We start from the raw sequence: 20,466 nt of genomic DNA, 5'->3' as shown, positions 1-20,466 counted from the left end.
GGGTCAGGCCTCCGGCAGCGGATCCTCACCGGCCGCCGCCGCAATCCATTCCTGCATCGCGGGATGGGCGTAGATTGCCTCGACATAGGCGGCCGAAACCGGGTCCAGAGCGACGCCATAGGTGCGGAAGCGCGTGGCGACCGGCGCATACATGCAATCGGCTATCCCGAAACCGCCGAACAGAAAATCCCCGCCCTGGCCGAAGCGCCCCCGGCAGTCCTGCCAGATCTGCTGCACGCGGGCGACATCAGCGCGGCTCTCCTCGGTCAGCTGTCGCGGCACGCTGCCCTTGGAATGAATGTCCATGGGAAGATCGCGGCGGAGGGCACCGAAGCCGGCATGCATCTCGCTCATCACGCTGCGTGCAACAGCCCGCGCACGGGCATCCCCAGGCAGCAACCCGGCAGCCGGGAAAGTCTCGGCGACATATTCACAGATGGACAGACTCTCCCAGACCAGCAGATCGCCATGCTTGAGGACCGGCACCTTGCCGGCGGGAGAATGCGCAAGAATACTGGCCTTCGTCGCTGGCTGCCGGAGCGGGATCAGGATTTCCTCAAAATCCTGCCCTGCCGCCTTCAGTGCCAGCCAGGGCCGCAGACTCCAGCTCGAATAATTTTTGTTCCCGATCACGAGTGTCCACGCGGTCACGGATACCCTCCCCGGTTTCGCGGCAAGCCGGGACCTCTTATAAAGAAGGAGCTGCCGGCCGCCCAGAGCAGAAGCCCGGCACAATTGTCCGGGTTCAAAGCCAGGGAAATACCGTGACCCCCAACCTGATCGCAAAATCCGCCAGTCCCGTTCCGGTCGAAACCTATACGGCAAAGCAATGGGCCGCGCGCGCGGCGCGGGAGAAGCCCAATGTGGCCGGCTGGGCTGCCGCCCAGAATTTCAAGGGGAAGGCTGGTCAGGTCCTGGTTCTGCCCGACAGCCGCAGCGGAAAACCGGCACGCGTTCTCGCCGGCATCGCCGACACGCCCGACCTCTGGTCATACGCCGCGATCGCCGCAGTGCTGCCTGCGGGTGAGTACAGGCTCGCCGACACCCGGGCCGGAGACGCCGCCGCCCTGGGCTGGGCGCTTTCCAGCTATCGTTTCGACCGGTATCGCAAGAGCCAGGACACGAAGCCGGGCGCACGCCTCGTCTGGCCGGCCAAAGCGGACAGGCGCCGGGTGAGTGCGCTGTATGACGGAATCGTGCTGGCCCGCGATCTGATCAACACGCCTTCCAGCGACATGGGGCCGGCGGAACTGGCCGAGGCCGCGCGCGGCGTCGCCATGCTGGGCAACGCTCAGTTCAACTGCATCATCGGCGACGACCTGCTGGAACAGAATTACCCGATGATCCACGCGGTCGGCCGGGCCTCGCAGCGCCTGCCCCGGTTGATCGACATCGTCTGGGGCAATCCCAAACACCCGAAACTCACGCTGGTAGGCAAGGGCGTCTGCTTCGATACCGGCGGGCTCGACATCAAGCCTTCGTCCGGCATGCTGCTAATGAAGAAGGACATGGGTGGCGCAGCCATCGTGCTGGGGCTGGCAGCAACGATCATGGCGCTCCAGCTTCCGGTGCGCCTCCGCGTGCTGATCGGCGCGGTGGAAAACAGCATATCGGGCAACGCCATGCGCCCGGGCGACGTGCTGCAGACGCGCAAGGGCATAACCGTCGAGGTCGGGAATACCGATGCCGAGGGCCGTCTCGTGCTCGGCGACCTGCTGGCGGAAGCGGACGCGGAAAAGCCGGACTGGCTGATCGACTGCGCCACCCTGACGGGGGCGGCGCGTGTCGCGGTGGGCCCGGATCTGCCGGCGATGTACAGCACCGACGATGCGATGGCGGAAGCGCTGCTTTCCGCCGGCATCGCCGCAGGCGACCCGCTCTGGCGCATGCCGCTTCACAAGCCGTATCGCGATTACATCGAGGGCAAGGTGGCCGATATCACCAACTCTGCCGATACGCCCTTTGCCGGCTCGATTACCGCCGCGCTCTTCCTGAAGGAATTCGTCGACAAGACGAAATGCTATGCGCATCTCGATCTCTTCGCCTGGAATGGTCGTGCACGCAGCGGTCGGCCCGTCGGCGGCGAGGCGACCGGCCTGCGCGCCCTGTTCACGGCAATCGAGAATCGCTACCGGAAGCGCTGAAGCACGGCTGCAACGCAGCTTTTGGTTATAATCAGCGGCGACAATAATACCACAGACTGCTCGCGATTCAGCTTTGCGGGGTTTCAGGCTGTGACCTTGCAGCGGCTAAACCACTCGCGCGGAAGCAAAACCGGTAAATGCTTCGCTAAACATCCTGTTTTTGTCACATCCGTCACAACCTTGTCGCTCAGCGGACTCAGGCCGGACGGCTACGGTTGTCATGTTGCGCGGTTAACGCACAGACACGACAAAAAAATTGGAGAAAAGCCATGGCGTTTCCCGGCACGGTCTTCTTCCTTGTTCTGGCGGTCCTCCAGTTCTTCATCATTGCCGATGGCCTCGTCGCCTGGTTCAGGATCGACTGGCTTGTGGCGGTACATTTCGCCGCCGTGCTGAGCGGATTGCCGTTATTCGCCACGTTCCGGCTGCTGCAGAACCGCCGGGGCTGATTGCCCGGCCCGTAGCGGACGAATCGAAACCGGGCACTCAGCTCGGCAGCGCGCCGCCGTGCCGGCGTGGTCGGACTGGCTGAACGGTGGCGACGTCCTCCGTTACAGGTGTATCCGGCATAATGGGCTGCTCCTCAGGCTGAGTCAGAGCTGCGGGCGGTGGGTCGCGGGATTGCTGCGGCTCCGTCTCCGGTGGCAGCGAAAACGGATTCCCCTCCACGATCTGCTTCAGCAGCTTCTCGACATCGTCGGTCGGCAGCAGGGGGCCGAAGCCGGGCTCATTGTTGTGCCAGGCATACTCGACCAGCGGCACGTAATTCACGACGCTCGGCTCGGTCACCCACAGCTTGCGCAGGGCGGCCCTGCGTATCGCTTCCGGCACGCCCTTGCGCAGATAGGGTGTGAAGTCGCTGGCCTCGGTGAGTTCCTCGATCGGCGGCAGGCTGTCGAGATCGACCGCTTCGGCCTTTTCCGCGTCCGGTTCAGGCTCCGCAGATGCGGCAGGCGCGACTTCCTGCTGGCGCGCCTCCGCCTTGCGCTGCGACCAGCGCGACAGGAAGCCCCTGTCCTCTCCCTCGGCCATGGCTACTCGTCTTCCGGCATCTGCCGGAGAGGGTCGGATTCATAAAGGAAGCTGCGCCGGGCCAGCGCCTCGGTATCGGCCCTGTTGCGCTTGCGCTTGTAGAATTTCTCATCCACATGGTGCCGCGCCACATAGTCGGCCACCCAGGCGCGGATTTCCTCCGGCATCGGCACCGCCTCGACGACATCCTCCATCGACTCGGCATAGGCATGGGCCTCGCCGGCGCAGACCGTCGCCAGATGCAGCATGATGCCGCGCTCGTCACTGCAGCGGCGCAGGACAATGAAGACCGAGGGCTGACTGCTTTCCAGATTGTATTTGTAGCTGATCGTCTCGCGACGGAAGAGCTGCAGGTCGCCCGGGCCCGCGTAATACCGCTCCCAGCCGTCGCCTTCCGCCAGCTTGGTCCATGGCGGTGCGGCGGGCACACCGGGCAGCACCTGCACCGCATGCCAGGAATGGTCGATCCAGGGATTGTTGAGCCGGCGGCGCTCCACCACCACGCCCACCTGCCAGTGTTCGGTCCCGACTGCCTGATTGCCGGACATCACTGCTGCTCCGCGTTCAATCCGCCACCCGCAGCGGCAAGTTTACCACAAGATTCTGCGGCTTCATCCGCACCTGGCCATCCTTGTCCATGGCCAGTCCGAGATAGACGGAGCGCCCCTCCACCCGCTGCAGCATCAGCGAGGGATCGCGGAACTCCAGCCGGAACAGGGCCAGGATCTGCCCGAGACGGTCGTCATCGACGCTGCGCCCTTCATACAGGTCGTTCATGATGCCGGTGGCCGTCGCATCCAGTCCGATATGCCAGACCCAGCGTTCGTCGCGGATCATCTGTACCGGATGGATCTGCACCGCCGCACCGGTCAGCCGCTCGATCCAGAGCTCCATCACACGGGCGAAGGCGTCCTGGCCCGGCCGGGTGAAACTGAAATCCAGCACGAAGTCATGCCGGTCGCTGCGCTCCCAGTATCCGGCGGCATTGTCGCGATTGAGAATATCCATGTCGACGCTGCGCAGTGCCGTGCCGGCCTGCGTGACCAGGGCGCCGAGCGAGCCGAATCCCTGTCCGGCTGCCAGCATCTCGACGGTTTCCTCATCCGCGAGAAGGATCGAACCGTCGCGGATGGTCGCCTTCTGCACACGGAAGAACAGCTCGGCCGCCCGAGCCCGGAAGGGATCGCTGCCGCCATGCAGCAGATCGCGCAGGATCGCCGCGGCCAGATGATCGACAAACATGGTCGGGACGCCCGGAGCGTCCGGCCGGAAAAGACCCAGATAGGCCGCCTCGATGCTATCTGCCCTGGCCAGATAATCCCGGAAGCGGAGGAACACGCCGTAATTCTCGCGGGCGTCGGGATCCTTCAGCCGCTTCAGATCGCCATCGCCGACCTTACGGAACGGCTCGGCCAGCAGATCCGCATGCAGCGCGCGTTCCGCGGCACAGGCCTCGTCGGGCGGCAGCATCTCAGGGCGACTCAGATAGGCCCGGATGAAATCGGGCCCGGCGACAAGCCGGCCGGCTTCGTCGCGGTCCAGCAGCATATAGCCGCTGGTGATCCAGAAATCCGCCGGAGCCTCAGGCGCTGCCGTCGTCATCAGGCACAATCTCCCAGATCTTGGCGTGGAGCTTGTCGCCGGGCGGCTGGACCACGCGGAACTGTTCGCGGATCGCATCCCCTTCGACGAAGCGACTCAGGCTCAGCAGCGTATTGACCGGCTGCTCGCAAAGCGAAACCGCGTAATCGATCTCCTCACGCGCGGCCGTGCGCGCCGCCTGCCTGTCGGGTGCGCCATAGGCCTCCTGCAAGTGGTCTGCCAAAGCGTCCACCGCCTGTTCGTAGTCCGCATCCGACACGGCGGCGACGGCCACCAGCGTCGACCAGCCGAATGTCGACAGGCCGAGAAAGCCGTTGGCAAAGGCCTGGCGCACGCGGCGGTCGAGCTGTGCCGGGTCGCTGTCGGCAAACACGAAGGTTCCCGGCACCGCCCACTCCCCCGGCTCCGCGGCGTGGGGAAAGACCCGCGTGTCGGAGTCGTCGAAGCGGATGGTGCGCAAAAGCTTCACGAGACCGGCCCCGTATATTCGGGCAGGACCCAGCTGGGCCGGCGCAGGGCCTCGCGGAGCGAGCGCCAGCTTTTGGCAGGCCCGTCCTGGAACCAGACATCGCCATTCGGCTCCACGTTGAGATCCCTGTTATGGCGATCATGCAGAAAGGCGCGGCGCACCGGATGAAATCCCTCTTCCTGCCAGCGGTCGAGCCATTGCAGCAGGTGGCGGCTGAAGGATTCCACCAGCATCGGCACGGTGACCTCGCCGCAGCCTTCCTCCAGCAGATTGGTATATTCGAGCTCGGCACCCGGCGCATCATCCTCGGGATCGCCACTCATCTGCACGGCGATGCCGATCACCAGCCAGGCCGGCACATCGCTCATGCCCTCCTTCTCGACCAGAGGCCCGTGAGCGATGCGGATGCCTCCGACGCAGGCGTCGTTGACCATCAGGCGATCGGGCCAGGCCATGCTGGCCGGCGTTTCAGGCGGTGCCACCGCGGCAAGCGCGTCATGCAGGCCGAGCAGCCCGACATAGGACAGCGTCAGCGCGGCATCGATGGGATCGAGCGGATGCAGGACGACAGCGGCCTCGCACCGGTCGGGCCGGTCGACCCACAGCAGAAGGCCGTCATCCGCACCATCTTCGGCGGCCCTGCAGGCCGTATCAAAGGCGTCCGAGGCACAGAGCCGCGCCTCGTAGCCGGGCGGAAAGCTGGGCCAGTTCTCGCTCCTCATGCCGCATCTCCGAGCCGGGCGAGCAGGCGCTCGGCCTCGGCGAGATCGTCCGGCGCATTGGCATTGAAGAAGGGGTCAACCGGGTCAGTGGGGAAATGCGCCACTGCGAGCTTGTGTCGTCCCGTCCAGATATCGACCTTGCGGATTCCTTCCCCGACAACGGCGTGATGCAGGTCCTCGTAGAGGCGCAGCGGCCACAGACCCACGACCGGATGCGGCTGTCCCCCGGATGCGGCACAGGCAAGATCGGCTCCGGTCTGATCGCGAGCCGCCACCAGCCGCGCCACGACGTCCCGTGGCAGGAACGGCCCGTCGCTCGGGACCGTTACAATGTCGGTGATGTCAGGCCGATTCTCGCGCGCCCAGGCAAGGCCGGCCAGCACGCCGGCCAGCGGCCCGGCGAAGCCTTCCACCGCGTCGCCCGCCACGGGCAGGCCGAAATCGTCAAACCGGGCGGGATCGCCATTGGCATTGATGATCACGCCATCCACCTGCGGCCGCAGCCGGTCGACGATGCGCGCCAGGATCGGCCGGCCGGCCAGGGTCTTGAGGCCCTTGTCGCCACCGCCCATCCGGCGGGCGAGACCGCCGGCCAGAATTACTCCCAGAATCGTCCGCATTACGCCGCCTCGTCGTCGCGGCTGCCCTTGCGCTGCAGCTTCGCCGGTTCCTCCGCGACCTCGCGCGGATCGGCGTCGAAACGCAGACGCTCGGCCCCGGACAGCGCGACGAAACGTTTGCCCTTGGCGCGACCGATCAGCGTCATGCCCAGCTGCCGCGCCAGCTGCACGCCCCAGGCCGTGAAGCCCGAGCGGCTGATCAGGATGGGGATCCCCATCTGCGCCGTCTTGATCACCATTTCCGAGGTCAGCCGCCCGGTGGTGTACATGCTCTTGCCTTCGGGGGTGATGCCCTGGACGCGCATGTAGCCGGCGATCTTGTCGATCGCGTTGTGGCGTCCGACATCCTCCATGTAGACCAGCGGCCGGTCCTCTTCGCAGAGCACACAGCCATGGATCGCGCCGGCCTCGAGATAGAGCGACGGCTGCAGGTTGATTTTGCGCGACAGCGCGTAGATCCACGACGTGTTCAACACGGCGTCGCGGTCAAGCTGAACGCTTTCGATGGCGTCCATCATGTTGCCGAATACCGTGCCCTGGGCGCAGCCCGAGGTCTGGATCTTCTTCCTCAGCCGCGCCTCGTAATCGGTCTGGCGCGCCGTTCGCACGACAATCGTCTCGATCTCGGGGTCGAAATCGATGCCGGTCACCTCGTCATCCGGCAAAAGCATGCGCTGATTGATCAGGTATCCCAGCGCAAGATATTCAGGGTAGTCGCAGATCGTCATCATGGTGACGATCTCCTGTCCGTTCAGAAACAGCGTCAGCGGACGTTCGACCGGCACCTTGGTCGAAATGGCTTTGCCTTCATGGTCCATGCCCTCCACTGTCTCGGTCAGAGCAGGATCAAGCGGATTGGGGCGGACGAGCATTTCGGAGCGCTGCTGGTTCATGCCCCATTTATAGGCCATGCCTCAGCCGGTGGCGATATACTGCTTAAGCGCCTCGGCCTCCATTTCCGTCTGCGCGATGCGGCGCTTGACCACGTCGCCGATGGAAACAATGCCAACCAGTTCGCCGTCGTCGACCACCGGCAGGTGGCGAATGCGCCGCCGGGTCATCAGGTGCATGATGTCCTCAATGGTGTCGTGGCTGGAACAGACCATGACGTTCTTGGTCATGATGCTGTCGACGCTCTGCTGCAGCAGGTCGTTTCCGATCATCGAGAGGCCACGCACGATATCGCGTTCCGAAAGAATCCCGGCGATCCCGCCGTCGGGCCTGAGCACCAGAACCGCACCGATACCCTTGTCGGCCAGCAGCTGACAAACCTGTTCGACACTGTCGCCCGGCTTGGCGGCGATGACGCCCGGTTTCTTGTCTTTCAGGATGGCGGCAACCGTCATGATTTCCTCCGCAGAGTTATCTGGCACCAGATCCGGAAGTCGATTTGTCGGTCTTCTCCTGTCGCTCTCGCAGGCGTGGCAATCGTGCACTGTGCGCTCGCGGGCCTTAGGCCGGCTGTAAGAGTGTCGGACAAGCCCGCGGACGTGACAACCCCTCTTCTCCCGGGGCCTCCCAAAGGCCACGGGTAACCGGTTGAAAACGAAGAGGTTCGGGAAGATCCCCCGTGCCCGCACAAGCCTTGCGGGTCTTGGCTGGTTCAGTTATGGTCCGCGCCGCTTTCGACCCCCGGCGCCGGCCCTGACCGCCGCCGGTCCCCTGCGGAGAGGTGCCAGAGTGGTCGATCGGGGCGGTCTCGAAAACCGTTGTGCGCGCAAGCGTACCGTGGGTTCGAATCCCACCCTCTCCGCCATCTTCACACGCGTCAGCTCAGCAGTTGGTGCCGCCGCCCGGGCAGGTCTTGGTTTTGCCCGGCTCGGTGGGAATCGGCACTCTCGGCGGGTGCTGGCCTGTACAGGCGGTAAGCGTCGGCGATACGACCGCAAAAGCCACAAGCGCGAGCATCAGGCGCAGCATGAAGATATCCCTCCGGTTCTCATGTTCCGGCAACCCCTGATTGCCCCGGTGGTTCCAGATTCGGCGGTGATCAGCCGATGGTCATCAGGCTGGCATTGCCACCCGCAGCGGCCGTGTTGGTGCTGACCGTCTCCTCCTCGAGCAGCCAGTCCAGAGGATAGTCGTCCGCGCCCCGGCCAAGCTCCTCGCGGGAGACGCCGAACACCGGCACAAGCGGCCCCGGCCATTCGGCGACAGCCATGTTGAGGTCGCGCAGGGCGTCGCTGTCGCCTTCGAACAGGATCGCCGTAATCCCGTTCGCTGCCTCGGAGCATGAGACCCTGTCGATCCGCCCGGCGATCTCGCCCGGCAGGCTTGCAAACAGCGGCTGTAGATGCTCCGGAAGCACGAACGTGATCCGGTTACCCGTGCTCAGGGCGGCGCCGACCTGCAGCAGCAGCCCGGTTTCGCTCTGCGGCAGGCCGAGAAGGGTGCCGCGCGGCTGCAGCATATAGACATTCCGCTCGCCCACCGGGCCCGGCAACTCCAGCACGACTCCGAGCGACGAGCGCTTCAGATAGGCGCGGCAGCGTGCAGCCTCCCTCTCCCGTCCGGTTTCGGCCAGCCAGGCACAGAACCGCTCCGCTGTCTGGTCCTGTTCGGGATCTCCCTTCACGACAGCGTCCGCAGGTTGCGCGGCCAGTAACCGGAAGAGATATAGCGGGCCGCCGGCCTTGGGGCCGGTTCCCGAGAGGCCGCGGCCACCGAATGGCTGCACGCCGACCACCGCCCCGATCAGGTTCCGGTTGACATAGACATTGCCGGCGGCGATCCGCGCGATCACCCGTGCAATGGTTTCGTCGATGCGGCTGTGAATGCCGAAGGTGAGTCCGTAGCCTGTTGCGTTGATGCCTTCGATCAGCGCATCCAGAGCATCGCGGCGATAGCGCAGCACGTGCAGAACGGGACCGAAGACCTCCCGGGTCAGCTCGCCGATATCCTCGATTTCGATGAGTGTCGGCGCAACGAAAGTTCCATGCCCGCTTTCCGGCGGCAGGGGCAGTTGCGTCACGGCCCGCCCCGCCGCCCTCATACGTTCGATATGGGCGTTGATACGCTGCTGGGCTTCGGCAGTGATGACGGGGCCAATGTCGGTGGCCAGCCGCCCCGGATTGCCCAGGGTTAATTCGGCCATCGCCCCCTTCAGCATGCCCAGAACGCGCTCGGCAATCTCCTCCTGCAGGCAGAGAACGCGAAGCGCCGAACACCGCTGGCCAGCGGAATCGAAAGCGGAGACCAGAACATCGCCGACGACCTGCTCGGGCAGGGCCGAGGAGTCGACGATCAGGGCATTCTGGCCGCCGGTCTCCGCGATCAGCGGAACCGGCTTTCCGTTGCGGCTCAGCCGACGGGCCAGTTGCTGCCGGATCGAGCGTGCGACCCCGGTCGAACCGGTGAACATCACACCGTCGATACCGGGGTTGCCCACCAGATGCGCGCCAATCTCGCCGGCACCCGGCAGCAGCTGCAGAACCCCCGCCGGAACACCCGCCTCGAGGAGAATGCTGACCGCCTGTGCAGCGATCAGAGGCGTCTCTTCTGCCGGCTTCGCCAGCACCGCGTTGCCTGCCATCAATGCCGCCGCCAGCTGCCCGGTGAAAATCGCCAGCGGGAAATTCCACGGGCTGATGCAGGCCACGACGCCCAGGGGACGATGAGTGTCGTTTGAAAGGGCCTGCCTGCCCTGGGCGGCGTAGTAGCGCAGAAAGTCCACCGCCTCGCGCACTTCACTGACGGCATTGGGCAGCGATTTGCCAGCTTCCCGAACGATCAGGCCCAGCAGCAACGCCATCCGGCTCTCCAGGATATCCGCTGCGCGCTCCAGGCAGGCAGCACGGTCGGCTGGCGGCGTCGCCTGCCAGATGACCGCCGCCTGCGCCGCATCCGCGCAGGCCGCATCGACGAGCTCCGGCGTGGCCTCCGTCACTTCACCCACCACGTCGCGATGGTCGGCAGGGTTGCGTACGGCGCGTGCTTCTCCGGTGATACCACCCGCCCGGAGCACCGGCGCCGCGCGCCAGGTTCGCTCCAGGCTGGCCAGCAACGCGGCCGACAGCGAGGCGAGCCGCTGCTCGTTGCTGAGATCAAGGCCGGCCGAGTTGGCGCGCTGGCTGCCGAACAGATCACGGGGAAGGGCAATCTTGGGATGCGGCGCCCCCAGCGGATGGACCTCCCGGGCACGGGCAACCGGATCGGCGACAAGCTGGTCGAGCGGAATGGACGGATCGGCAATCTGGTGAACGAAAGAGGTGTTGGCGCCGTTCTCCAGCAGCCGGCGAACCAGATAGGCGAGCAGCGTTTCATGGGTCCCGACCGGCGCGTAGATGCGGCATGGCCGGTTCAGCCTGTCCGGGCCGACAACCTCCTCATAAAGCGGCTCGCCCATGCCATGAAGGCACTGGAATTCATACTGTCCGGAGTGAAAGTCTTCGCCGGCCATCGTGTAGATCGTGGCAAGCGTCTGCGCATTGTGGGTCGCAAACTGCGGGAAGACGGCATCGGGTGCCTCCAGCAGCAGCCGGGCACAGGCCAGATACGACACATCCGTATGGACCTTGCGCGTGAAGACTGGAAAGCCTTCAAGGCCGTCCACCTGGGCACGCTTGATCTCGCTGTCCCAGTAGGCCCCTTTCACCAGCCGGATCATCAGACGGTGGCCGCTGCGGCGAGCCAGATCGATCAGATATTCGATCACGAAAGGCGCACGCTTCTGGTAGGCCTGCACGACGAAACCGATGCCGTTCCAGCCTGCCAGTTCGGCATCGAAGCAGAGCGCCTCCAGCAGATCGAGCGACAGTTCAAGACGGTCGGCCTCTTCGGCATCGATGTTGAGACCGATGTCGTAACGGCGCGCAAGCACGGCCAGCGCCTTGAGCCGCGGCAGCAATTCGCCCATCACGCGGTCATACTGGGAGCGGCTGTAGCGCGGATGCAGCGCCGACAGCTTCACCGAGATGCCGGGGCCGTCATAAATGCCGCGGCCGCCGGCCGCCTTGCCGATGGCGTGAATGGCCCGTTCGTAATCGGCATAGTATCGCGCGGCATCGGCCGCCGTCATCGCGGCCTCGCCCAGCATGTCATAGGAGTAGCGAAATCCGCGGGCCTCCCAGCGGCGGCTGTTGGCGAGCGCTTCCGAAATGGTCTGGCCGGTGACGAACTGCTCCCCCATCATCCGCATCGCGATATCGACGCCGCGGCGGATCAGCGGTTCGCCGCCTTTGGCGATCAGCCTGGTCAGCGCGCTCGACAGGCCGGCCGCGCTGCTGGTCGAGGCCAGTTTGCCGGTGATCAGCAAACCCCAGGTCGCGGCATTGACGAACAGCGACGGGCTATGGCCGACATGCGCCTCCCAGTCGCCTGCGCCGATCTTGTCGCGGATCAGCGCATCCCGGGTCGGCCGGTCGGGAATGCGCAACAGGGCCTCCGCCAGGCACATCAGCGCTACACCTTCCTGGCTGGAGAGCGAATATTCGTGAATGAGCGCCTCGACCCCGCCGCCCTTCGCTGCCTTGTCGCGCAGGGTCTCGACCAGCCGCCGGGCCAAGGCGGCCGCCCTGTCGCTCGCCGCCTGCGGCAGGCTTGCCTGGGTCAGCAGCAGCGGCAGGCATTCCGGTTCCGGCCGGCGATAGGCCGCGGTGACTCTCGCGCGCAGGACATTCTGCGGCAGGACGCCCTGGGCGAAATCATGGAAGGCGGTCAACCGCCCGCCTCCGGCAGCCGTAAGGTCGTCGCCGCGCTCCGCTCTCTCCAGGGCAAGGTGGATTCCCTGTTTAATGAGCCAATGCGATGAACGGCCCATCCGGTCGGCGGCTGCCTTCAGCCGGGCGCGCAGAGCATCATCGATTTTCACCCCGATGGTGGTCGCCATGATGGCCCTCACACAGGCGCAACCCGCATGGGCGGTTGTCGCAACCGCATCCACAATCGCGCGCCAGCCTGTCTTTTTCCAGCCCTTTTCCGGGGCTGGCGAACCACCCGTTGATCACGTCCCCTCCGCTCCGGAAGACGTATGATTTCCCGGCTTTGGTGCAGCTTTTCTGCAAGGAGGTTGCGATGGAGACGCGATCCGATACCTGCGATCCCGCGATTTCGGAGAGAGAGGCGCGCCGGCGGTTTCTCGCCGCCTGCGGTAAACTGGCGCTGGCCACTCCGCCAGCCGTCACCCTGCTGCTGGCCCGGTCGGAGGACAGCTATGCCGTCGCTCTGTCGGGCAATGCCGGTGCGAAACGACATAATTGGCTGAGGGAACGCCGGCTGCGGACCACCGAGGGGCCGCGGCGTACGCGCAACCGGCCGCGCGTTGGGGAATCCGAAGCGGAGTGGTGACGGTATTCTGGTACGGCAAACAGTAGCTTAGCCGCTCATCTCCCTGGAACAACTCCGGGCGCCGGGCCTTTAGGCACCAGTTCAGCAGCCCCGGAGGCATACCATGGCAGTCACTCAGGCACGAAGCGGCGCCTACGGCAGCGCCGCCGATCACGGCATCACCGATACTGTCGTCGTCGAAAGCGGTTTCTCCTGGCGGGCCGCGCTGGCGGGCGTTGCAGTCGCGCTCGCGGTTTCCTCGGTCATTCACCTGCTTGGTGCGGCGCTCGGCTTGACCCCGACCAGCGTCGACGCCGAAAGCACCCCGTCCGCCACGACTCTGAGCATCGCCAGCAGCATCTGGCTGACCGTCTCGACGGTCATCGGGTTCGTCGCGGGCGGCTATGTCGCCGGTTATGCCGTACCCTGCCTCGCCCGGCGCGATGGTGCCACGCGCGGCGTGGTGGTCTGGGCGGTCACGATCATGATCGTCGGTCTGGTCGGGACCACGGCATTGATGCGGGCCACCGGCTCCGCCGTTCAGGGCGTGGCGAGCGTGGCATCGTCGGGGATCGGCAGCATGCTCGGCGCGGGCGGCGCCGGTCTTGGCGGCCTGCTGGCGCAACAGGGCCAGAGCGGCGGCCAGGATCGGGCGGGCGATCTGGCACGGCAACTGACCGAGGATCTCTCGGCCATGCCGCCGGCGCAGATGTCGCCGGAGCAGGCTGGCCAGGAACTCGGCCGTCTGGCGACCAAGCGCGTGAGCGACGGTCAGTGGGCGCCCGGCGACAGGGAGCGGGCCGCCGAACTGCTGGCGCGCATCAACGGTACATCGCCGGAGGAAGCCATGGGCCGCATCGATGCGGCCGAGCAGCGCATTCAGCAGGAAACCCAGCAGATGGAGCAGACCGCCAAGGACGCCGCCGAGGTGGCGGCGCGCAGCGTCGCGGGTGCAGCCTACTGGGCCTTTTTCACCGTCGCGCTGGGCCTGCTGGCCGCAGCTCTCGGCGGCCATCTTGGCGCACGCCGCTGGGCCTGATCCGGAGATCCGGACTGCGCCCGCTCAGGCAGGCGCAGCCGGAATGAGTGAGGACAGGAAGCGCAGGAAGGCACCGTAGGCGCCCGACAGCTGCCCCTGCATCTCCAGTCCCTCGACGTGATAGCGGGCAATGGCCCCATCGCCGCGCGCCAGGTTGCGCAGGATTTCCTTGAAGCAGCGCATCACCTGCCGCTGTTTGAGGGGCGCCAGTTCGGCCGGCGTGAAGTATCGCGGTCCGTAAAGATTGAGGAAAGCGAGCCGCTCGCGCACGAATGTCCGCCGCCGGTTCGCGACCGTCGAACTGATCGAGCTATGGTGAACCCGGGAAAAGTTCAGAATCTCATGGATGAAGCCGAAATCCGTGCCTTCCAGAATGTCCAGATAGGCCGCAATATCGGTGTGCAGGAACTCAGGCGGATAGAATGGCTGCCGCGATCGCACCAGTTCCGAACGCAGGAACCCGGATGACGGCGCGATCGCAAAGAGCGTTTCCTGCAGATATCCCCGGCCGATGTCACGCCCGGGGAAAACCGTCTGATCCTTGGGAACGCCCTTGCATTCGATATGCCCGCCGCGGCGCCGGAGAGAACCGATGATTCCCACATTGGGATTGGCTTCGGCAAAGGCGACCTTCTTGCTCAGGCAGCCGGGGTAAAGCATGTCGTCGCCATGCAGGATCTGGCAGTAGACACTGTCCGGCGAGATCAGGCTCATCGCCTTGTTCCAGTTATCCGCCATGGACAACCGCTGACTGTTGTGGACGACACGGATCCGAGGATCGCGGCGCGCATAATGGTCGGCGATGATGCCGGTGCGCTCTATGCTGTGATTGTCGACGATGATGTGTTCGTAATTCTGGTATTCCTGCTTCTGAACGCTCTCGATGCTTTCGCCTACGTAGTCAGCGTGATTCAGGACCGGCGAAACGATGCTCACCAGCGGTTCGTAGGCCATCAGCCATCTCCCTTGCAAAACCGCCGCATTATAGGTCGGTGACGCGTTGCCGCGCGCTTTGTCAGCTCGCCGCCACACTTTGGTCACAGGACCGCAAAGCGCGCCGTCTACGGACGGTCAGCGAGAGCGAAAAGGACATGGGCACTGCACGTGGCGGCAACGAATGCCGCCCGTGGATCTTCAGGGTTCCCCGGCAATCATGTCGCCGCAGGAGTGGCCCAGCAGTTCCAGGCCCTGTTCCAGATACTCCGCCAGGCGCGTCGTTCCCAGCAGGTAGTCAGCCGTATGGTCCGTGTGGCGCTCCTGCGCCACCGCCTTGGCCTCCTCCCATTCCTCGGCAGTGTAATCGCCCCGTCCAAGCCAGAGCATGGCAACCAGCTCCACACTCTCTTCATCACTCAGCTCTCCGATGAGCTCGGCAATCTCGTCACGGAGGGAAAGCCCTGCCGCGTCGAAGGCTTCCTCGGCCTCGTCTGACAACTCCATTGGCGGCGCATCGGCATCGTAATGCCGGGCCTTGGCAATGATCGCGCAGACCTTTTCCACATCGATCTGCAGTGGCGTGGGCGTATCCGGATCATCCGTGAGATCGGTCATTGACGGTCTCCGCATCTGCAGCTGACGCGAAAGCAAACGGCGCCAAATCCCTGTTGTTCCCGTTGTTGCGCTGACAGCGTCTCGCTAGTCTGTCCCCGGAACAAGAGGGAAGAACGATGCGCGCAGCCTGGTACACCAAAATGGGGCCCGCCCGGGAGGTCCTGCAGACCGGCACCCTGCCCGACCCGCAGCCCGCACCCGGCGAGGTCCGCGTCCGCATCCACGCCTCAGGGGTCAATCCATCGGACGTGAAGGCCCGCGCCGCGCCGGGCCGCAACAGCGTCTACCCCCGGGTCATTCCCCATTCCGACGGCGCCGGGGTGATCGATGCGGTCGGCGACGGCGTCGAGCGCAGCCGGATCGGCAGCCGGGTCTGGGTCTTCAACGGTCAATGGAAGCGGGCCGAGGGCACGGCCGCAGAATTCATCTGCCTGCCTGCCGGATTCGCCATCCCCCTTCCGGAGGCCTCCGATTTTGCCACCGGCGCCTGCCTCGGCATTCCCGCCCTCACCGCCTGGCGTGCCGTTTCGATGATGGGCGGCGTGGCGGGCCAGACGGTTCTGGTTTCCGGAGGCGCCGGCGCCGTGAGCCATCACGCCATCCAGATGGCACGCCTTTCGGGAGCGAAATCGATCTTCACGACCATCTCCTCGCCCGAGAAAGCCGAGATCGCCAGGGCCGCCGGCGCTGATGCCTGCATCAACTATCGCAGCGAGGATGTCGCCGCACGGATCCGCGATCTTACCGACGGGCAGGGTGTCGACCGCGTCATCGAACTGGATATCGCCGGCAACGCCCGCTTCATTCCGGACGTGCTGAAACCCGGCGGACTGGCGGCCGTGTACGGCTCCAATCAGCCGACCTTCACGCTGCCCTTCATGCCGATGATCGTGAAGAATCTCACGATTGCCTGCTTCATCGTCTACGAACTGTCACCCGAGCAGCGGCGCCAAGGCGCTGCCTACATCAATGGCCTGCTGGAAGCCGGCCGATTGCAGACCCGTATCGCCGGACGCTTCCCGCTGGAGCAGATCGCCGAGGCCCATGAGGCGGTGGAAAGCGGCAGAGCGATCGGCAATGTGGTGCTGGATCTGGCCTGACGCCCGGAGATCCAGCAACCCATTGATTTAGAATTACTTTAGACCGGGGAACCCGCCGTCTGGCCGGTTGTTTTTCCTCTGCCCGCCACGCCGGTGCGGGCGAACGTTCCATTTCATTCCGAATGCCTGGCTCAATTCGCTCGTAACCGCGGGAGGTAGCCCTTGGATTACTGCATCCGGGAGGTCGATGGCAGCGATCCGGACGTGGCCGAAGCCATCGAGCGGCTGCATATCGCCGTCTTTCCGGGCGAGATTCCAGTGGCTACCGATCGCGGCTACTGGTGGCTCGCCTGGAACGGCGATCCCGAGGGCCGGCCGATTGCCTTCGCCGGTCTGTGGTCATCCGTACGCTTCGCCCAGGCCGGCTATCTCTGCCGCGCCGGCGTGCTGCCCACGCATCGCGGGCATGGGCTGCAGCGGCGCCTGATCCGCGTGCGCGAACGCAAAGCCCGCAGCCTCGGCTGGCGCTGGCTGATGACCGACACGGTTCCCTACAACCCGGCCTCGTCCAACAGCCTGATCCACTGCGGCTACCGGATGTATGTGCCCGCAAAACCCTGGTGCATCGGCGACGACGCCATCTACTGGCGACGGGAACTCGAGAACAGGCCGTAACCGTCAGCCCTTCCGGTACAGATCCTTATACTGATCCCGCAGCAGGTTCTTCTGCACCTTGCCCATCGTGTTGCGCGGCAGGTCGTCGGCGAAGAAGATGCGCTTCGGCAGCTTGAATTTCGCCAGCCGGCCCTCCAGTGCCTTCAGCATCGCGGCCTCGTCGCCCCTGGCGTCCTTCGCCATGACCACCACGGCAGTGACGCCCTCGCCGAAATCGGGGTGCGGCACGCCGATTACGGCCGACTCGACGACGCCCGGCATGGCATCGATCTCGGTTTCCACTTCCTTGGGGTAGACATTGTAACCGCCCGAGATGATCAGATCCTTGCCGCGGCCGACGATGTGCACATAGCCCCGCTCATCGATCTTGCCGAGGTCGCCCGTGATGAAGAAACCGTCCGGACGGAATTCGGCTGCCGTCTTTTCCGGCATGCGCCAGTAACCCTGGAAGACATTCGGACCCTTGACTTCGATCATGCCGATCTCGCCCTGCGCCAGCGGCTTGCCGCTCTCCGGATCGACAACGCGCAGGCTGACCCCCGGCAGCGGGAAACCGACGGTTCCCGCCACGCGATCCCCGTCATAGGGGTTGGAGGTATTCATGTTGGTCTCGGTCATGCCGTAGCGTTCGAGAATGCGGTGGCCGGTGCGAGCCTCCCATTCCTTGTGGGTGTCTGCCAGCAGCGGCGCCGAACCGGAGACGAACAGCCGGACATGCTTCACCAGATCCTTCGTGAGTTGGGGCGCCTGCAGCAGCCGCGTATAGAAGGTCGGCACGCCCATCATGGAAGTCGCGCGCGGCAGATGACGGATCACCTCGTCGGCGTCGAATTTTGCCAGGAAGATCATCGACGCGCCGGCGAGCAGGATCACGTTGCTGGCGACGAACAGGCCATGGGTATGGAAAATCGGCAGGGCATGCAGGAGCACATCATCTGCCGTGAAACGCCAGTAATCGACCAGCGTCAGCGCATTGGAAGCGAGATTGCGATGGCTCAGCATCGCACCCTTCGAGCGGCCCGTGGTGCCGGAGGTGTACAGAATGGCAGCGAGGTCGTCGGCCTTGCGCGGAACTTCGGTGAAGTCCGGCGATGCCGCCTTCGCCTTCTCCACCAGGCTGCCATCACCGTTCCCGCCCAGCGTGAGGCAGTGGGCAACGTCCAGTCTGGCGGCGAGCGGCGCGATGTCCTTTTCCGTCGAGGGCCGGCAGACGAAAACCCGCGGCTCGGCGTCGCCGATGAAATATTCCAGCTCGGCCAGCGTGTAACCCGAATTGAGCGGCAGGTAGATGGCGCCGGCGGCGACGACGCCGAGATAAAGGATCAATGCTTCCGGAGACTTGTCGACCTGCACGGCAACCCGGTCGCCCGGCTGCACGCCGAGGCCGACGAGCATGTTGGCAAAACGGCCGGCCATGGCGAAGGTGTCGCCATAGGTGAAGATGCGGCGGTCACCGGTCTCGATGAAGGTCTTGGACGGGTCGGCGATGCGGGAACGGATGAGCGTGACGAGATTATCGGACATTTTCAGAATCGCTTGTCGGGATCGCTTGGCGGAAAGGAAGATATATTAACAGCGGAAGGCATCCTGCGGCGCAAGGCTCAGGAGGCGAAGCAGGCGGTCTGATCACGGCTCAAACGGCCCATCCGGCCGAGAATCACCGACGTGCGGCGCTCGACATACGCCGTCGGCCGTGCCGCATTCCAGCGGTTGGGGTTGGGCAGCACGGCCGCAATCCGCGCCGCCTCGGCCTGGCTGAGGCGGGCTGCCGCCTTGCCGAAATGTCCCCTTGCCGCCGCTTCGGCGCCAAAGAGGCCGGGGCCGGTTTCGGCGACATTGAGATAGACCTCCAGGATCCGCCGCTTCGGCCAGAAGACATCCAGCGCAACGGCCAGCGGCGCCTCGACGGCCTTGCGGACAAAGCCGCCGCCCGGCCAGAGGAAGAGATTGCGGGCAACCTGCATGGTGATGGTGCTCGCGCCCCGCAGGCGTCCGGTTTCCCCGTAATCCTCCAGCGCCTCCTGCACCGCGCCGAGATCAATGCCGTGGTGAAAGCAGAACCGGGCATCCTCGCTGGCGATCACCGCCCGGACCAGTGCCGGAGCGACGGACGACAGCCCGACCGGCCGATAGCTGACCAGAGCGCCGCGCTCGACACTGCGGATCACCATGAGGGGCGTCAGCGGCGGATCGACGAACCTGAACAGCAGAAGGCCGCCGCCCCAGAAGACCAGCAGCACCAGCAACATAACCTTGACCAGCCGGAGCAGGATTCGCATGGCCCGAGCAGAGCCTGCCGGCGCCCCAAAGGCAACCGTCCGGATACCGTCAATCCGGTGGACAGCGGACACGCGAGGGGATTAACTGCGACGCGGGGAGAAAACACCGATGCTGCAGGGCAGCGCCATTCTCTTACTGTCGCTCGGGTATCTCGGGCTGCTGTTTGCCATCGCGCATCTGGGCGACCGCCTCGGGCCGCGCTGGTATCAGGGCCGCAGCGGCGCCACCATCTATGCCCTGTCGCTGGCGATCTACTGCACGTCCTGGACCTTCTACGGCTCGGTCGGCCGTGCCGCCCTGACCGGCCTGGATTTCATCCTGATCTATGTCGGACCGGTGCTGGCGATCACGGTCGCCTATCCCGTCATGGCCAAGATGATCGGGGTGGCCAAGCGCCAGAACGTCACCTCGATCGCCGATTTCATCGGTTCGCGCTATGGCAAAAGCCGCGCGGTGGCCGTGATCGTCACGCTGATCGCGGTGATCGGCGTCCTGCCCTACATCTCGCTGCAGATGCAGGCGGTCAGCGTCACCTTCGAGGTCCTGGTCGGCAGCGACATGGCGCATCTGCTGAACGCGGGACTGCCGCCGCCCTGGCGCGACACCGCGATTTTCGTCGCCGCCATCATGGCGCTGTTCACGATCCTGTTCGGCGTGCGCCACGTCCAGGCGGCAGAGCAGCATCGCGGCATGATGCTGGCGATCGCCTTCGAATCGCTCGTCAAGCTCGCTGCCTTTCTCGCCGTCGGTCTGTTCGTCACCTTCGGACTGTTCGACTCGAGCGCGGAACTGCTTGAGCGTGCCACCGCCAACCCGGCCATCGCCGAACGGCTCAACAGCGGCCTTGGCAGCAACTGGGTGGTGATGACCTTCCTCTCGGCCTTCGCTTTTCTCTGCCTTCCGCGTCAGTTCCACGTTGCCGTCGTCGAGAACGGCGATCCCAGCAGCCTGAAGGCGGCGCGCTGGCTCTTTCCGACCTATCTGATCGCGATCAACCTGTTCGTGGTGCCGATCGCCGTGGCCGGCCT

At 65.1% G+C, this 20,466-nt stretch carries 21 protein-coding genes, 1 tRNA gene and 1 pseudogene; 8 read left to right on the top strand and 15 right to left on the bottom strand.

Annotated features, from left to right (window positions below; all coding sequences use genetic code 11):
• Positions 1 to 3: 3 nt before the first annotated feature.
• Positions 4 to 651, bottom strand: a complete 648-nt coding sequence (locus tag VKZ87_RS14740; protein ID WP_324222021.1) for a glutathione S-transferase family protein — start codon at positions 649 to 651, stop codon at positions 4 to 6.
• Positions 652 to 764: 113 nt separating this feature from the next.
• Between VKZ87_RS14740 and VKZ87_RS14735 the strand changes: the two genes are divergently transcribed.
• On the top strand, positions 765 to 2,144 hold the full coding sequence (locus VKZ87_RS14735) for a leucyl aminopeptidase family protein (protein ID WP_324222020.1): 1,380 nt from the start codon (positions 765 to 767) through the stop codon (positions 2,142 to 2,144).
• 269 nt (positions 2,145 to 2,413) lie between these two features.
• On the top strand, positions 2,414 to 2,593 hold the full coding sequence (locus VKZ87_RS14730; RefSeq protein ID WP_324222019.1) for a hypothetical protein: 180 nt from the start codon (positions 2,414 to 2,416) through the stop codon (positions 2,591 to 2,593).
• A 37-nt stretch (positions 2,594 to 2,630) separates the two neighbouring features.
• Here the strand turns inward: VKZ87_RS14730 and VKZ87_RS14725 are convergent, their stop codons facing one another.
• From VKZ87_RS14725 to VKZ87_RS14690, 8 genes are read right to left on the bottom strand one after another with little or no spacing between them, the layout of a single operon-like run.
• Complete coding sequence (locus VKZ87_RS14725; RefSeq protein ID WP_324222018.1) at positions 2,631 to 3,176, bottom strand: DUF3306 domain-containing protein; 546 nt, start codon at positions 3,174 to 3,176, stop codon at positions 2,631 to 2,633.
• A 2-nt stretch (positions 3,177 to 3,178) separates the two neighbouring features.
• The gene (locus VKZ87_RS14720) at positions 3,179 to 3,724 is read right to left on the bottom strand and encodes a DUF3305 domain-containing protein (RefSeq protein WP_324222017.1); all 546 of its coding nucleotides are present in this window, start codon (positions 3,722 to 3,724) and stop codon (positions 3,179 to 3,181) included.
• A gap of 16 nt (positions 3,725 to 3,740) precedes the next feature.
• Entirely contained in the window at positions 3,741 to 4,778 is a 1,038-nt protein-coding gene (locus VKZ87_RS14715) for a DUF6352 family protein (protein WP_324222016.1), read from the bottom strand.
• Positions 4,759 to 5,247, bottom strand: a complete 489-nt coding sequence (locus VKZ87_RS14710) for a DUF6505 family protein (RefSeq protein WP_324222015.1) — start codon at positions 5,245 to 5,247, stop codon at positions 4,759 to 4,761. The genes VKZ87_RS14715 and VKZ87_RS14710 overlap by 20 nt, the downstream gene beginning before the upstream one ends.
• Positions 5,244 to 5,969, bottom strand: a complete 726-nt coding sequence (locus tag VKZ87_RS14705; RefSeq protein WP_324222014.1) for a biotin/lipoate--protein ligase family protein — start codon at positions 5,967 to 5,969, stop codon at positions 5,244 to 5,246. Before VKZ87_RS14705 ends, VKZ87_RS14710 begins: the two co-directional genes overlap by 4 nt.
• Positions 5,966 to 6,589: a molybdenum cofactor guanylyltransferase MobA gene (mobA, locus tag VKZ87_RS14700; RefSeq protein ID WP_324222013.1), complete on the bottom strand. Its 624-nt coding sequence runs from the start codon at positions 6,587 to 6,589 to the stop codon at positions 5,966 to 5,968. Before mobA ends, VKZ87_RS14705 begins: the two co-directional genes overlap by 4 nt.
• Positions 6,589 to 7,500, bottom strand: a complete 912-nt coding sequence (locus tag VKZ87_RS14695) for a formate dehydrogenase accessory sulfurtransferase FdhD (RefSeq protein ID WP_324222012.1) — start codon at positions 7,498 to 7,500, stop codon at positions 6,589 to 6,591. Before VKZ87_RS14695 ends, mobA begins: the two co-directional genes overlap by 1 nt.
• A gap of 3 nt (positions 7,501 to 7,503) precedes the next feature.
• Positions 7,504 to 7,935: a CBS domain-containing protein gene (locus VKZ87_RS14690; RefSeq protein WP_324222011.1), complete on the bottom strand. Its 432-nt coding sequence runs from the start codon at positions 7,933 to 7,935 to the stop codon at positions 7,504 to 7,506.
• A gap of 320 nt (positions 7,936 to 8,255) precedes the next feature.
• Here VKZ87_RS14690 and VKZ87_RS14685 point away from each other — a divergent pair.
• Positions 8,256 to 8,345: transfer RNA gene (locus VKZ87_RS14685), tRNA-Ser, on the top strand.
• A gap of 17 nt (positions 8,346 to 8,362) precedes the next feature.
• On the opposite strand, the gene VKZ87_RS14680 is transcribed toward VKZ87_RS14685, so the two are convergent.
• Positions 8,363 to 8,509 carry a hypothetical protein gene (locus VKZ87_RS14680; protein ID WP_324222010.1) on the bottom strand — a complete coding sequence of 49 codons (147 nt, stop codon included), beginning with the start codon at positions 8,507 to 8,509 and terminating at the stop codon, positions 8,363 to 8,365.
• 70 nt (positions 8,510 to 8,579) lie between these two features.
• On the bottom strand, positions 8,580 to 12,416 hold the full coding sequence (gene putA / locus VKZ87_RS14675) for a trifunctional transcriptional regulator/proline dehydrogenase/L-glutamate gamma-semialdehyde dehydrogenase (protein WP_414655656.1): 3,837 nt from the start codon (positions 12,414 to 12,416) through the stop codon (positions 8,580 to 8,582).
• 185 nt (positions 12,417 to 12,601) lie between these two features.
• Between putA and VKZ87_RS14670 the strand changes: the two genes are divergently transcribed.
• Both VKZ87_RS14670 and VKZ87_RS14665 read left to right on the top strand, forming a co-directional pair.
• Positions 12,602 to 12,874 (top strand): hypothetical protein, encoded by a 273-nt coding sequence (locus tag VKZ87_RS14670; protein WP_324222009.1) that lies wholly within the window; start codon positions 12,602 to 12,604, stop codon positions 12,872 to 12,874.
• Positions 12,875 to 12,977: 103 nt separating this feature from the next.
• Complete coding sequence (locus tag VKZ87_RS14665) at positions 12,978 to 13,892, top strand: hypothetical protein (protein WP_324222008.1); 915 nt, start codon at positions 12,978 to 12,980, stop codon at positions 13,890 to 13,892.
• Between the two features lie 24 nt (positions 13,893 to 13,916).
• On the opposite strand, the gene VKZ87_RS14660 is transcribed toward VKZ87_RS14665, so the two are convergent.
• Positions 13,917 to 14,933 (bottom strand): glycosyltransferase family 2 protein, encoded by a 1,017-nt coding sequence (locus VKZ87_RS14660; RefSeq protein WP_324222007.1) that lies wholly within the window; start codon positions 14,931 to 14,933, stop codon positions 13,917 to 13,919.
• A gap of 93 nt (positions 14,934 to 15,026) precedes the next feature.
• Positions 15,027 to 15,443, bottom strand: coding sequence for a DUF3775 domain-containing protein (locus VKZ87_RS14655; protein ID WP_324222006.1), 417 nt, complete (start codon positions 15,441 to 15,443; stop codon positions 15,027 to 15,029).
• 116 nt (positions 15,444 to 15,559) lie between these two features.
• Here VKZ87_RS14655 and VKZ87_RS14650 point away from each other — a divergent pair, with 116 nt between their 5' ends.
• Together VKZ87_RS14650 and VKZ87_RS14645 are read left to right on the top strand one after the other, a co-directional pair.
• Positions 15,560 to 16,543: an NADPH:quinone reductase gene (locus tag VKZ87_RS14650; protein ID WP_324222005.1), complete on the top strand. Its 984-nt coding sequence runs from the start codon at positions 15,560 to 15,562 to the stop codon at positions 16,541 to 16,543.
• 162 nt (positions 16,544 to 16,705) lie between these two features.
• Positions 16,706 to 17,158, top strand: coding sequence for a GNAT family N-acetyltransferase (locus tag VKZ87_RS14645; RefSeq protein WP_324222004.1), 453 nt, complete (start codon positions 16,706 to 16,708; stop codon positions 17,156 to 17,158).
• 3 nt (positions 17,159 to 17,161) lie between these two features.
• Here the strand turns inward: VKZ87_RS14645 and VKZ87_RS14640 are convergent, their stop codons facing one another.
• Both VKZ87_RS14640 and mtgA read right to left on the bottom strand, forming a co-directional pair.
• Entirely contained in the window at positions 17,162 to 18,682 is a 1,521-nt protein-coding gene (locus tag VKZ87_RS14640) for a malonyl-CoA synthase (RefSeq protein ID WP_324222003.1), read from the bottom strand.
• A 77-nt stretch (positions 18,683 to 18,759) separates the two neighbouring features.
• On the bottom strand, positions 18,760 to 19,437 hold the full coding sequence (gene mtgA / locus VKZ87_RS14635; RefSeq protein WP_324222002.1) for a monofunctional biosynthetic peptidoglycan transglycosylase: 678 nt from the start codon (positions 19,435 to 19,437) through the stop codon (positions 18,760 to 18,762).
• A 109-nt stretch (positions 19,438 to 19,546) separates the two neighbouring features.
• Between mtgA and VKZ87_RS14630 the strand changes: the two are divergent.
• Positions 19,547 to 20,466, top strand: a pseudogene (locus VKZ87_RS14630) (hybrid sensor histidine kinase/response regulator); the annotation flags it as partial.

Source organism: Ferrovibrio sp. (genome assembly GCF_035304305.1).
Lineage (GTDB): Bacteria > Pseudomonadota > Alphaproteobacteria > Ferrovibrionales > Ferrovibrionaceae > Ferrovibrio.
Note: the sequence above shows the minus strand (reverse complement) of the source record. Positions and strands in the feature narration are given on the sequence as shown.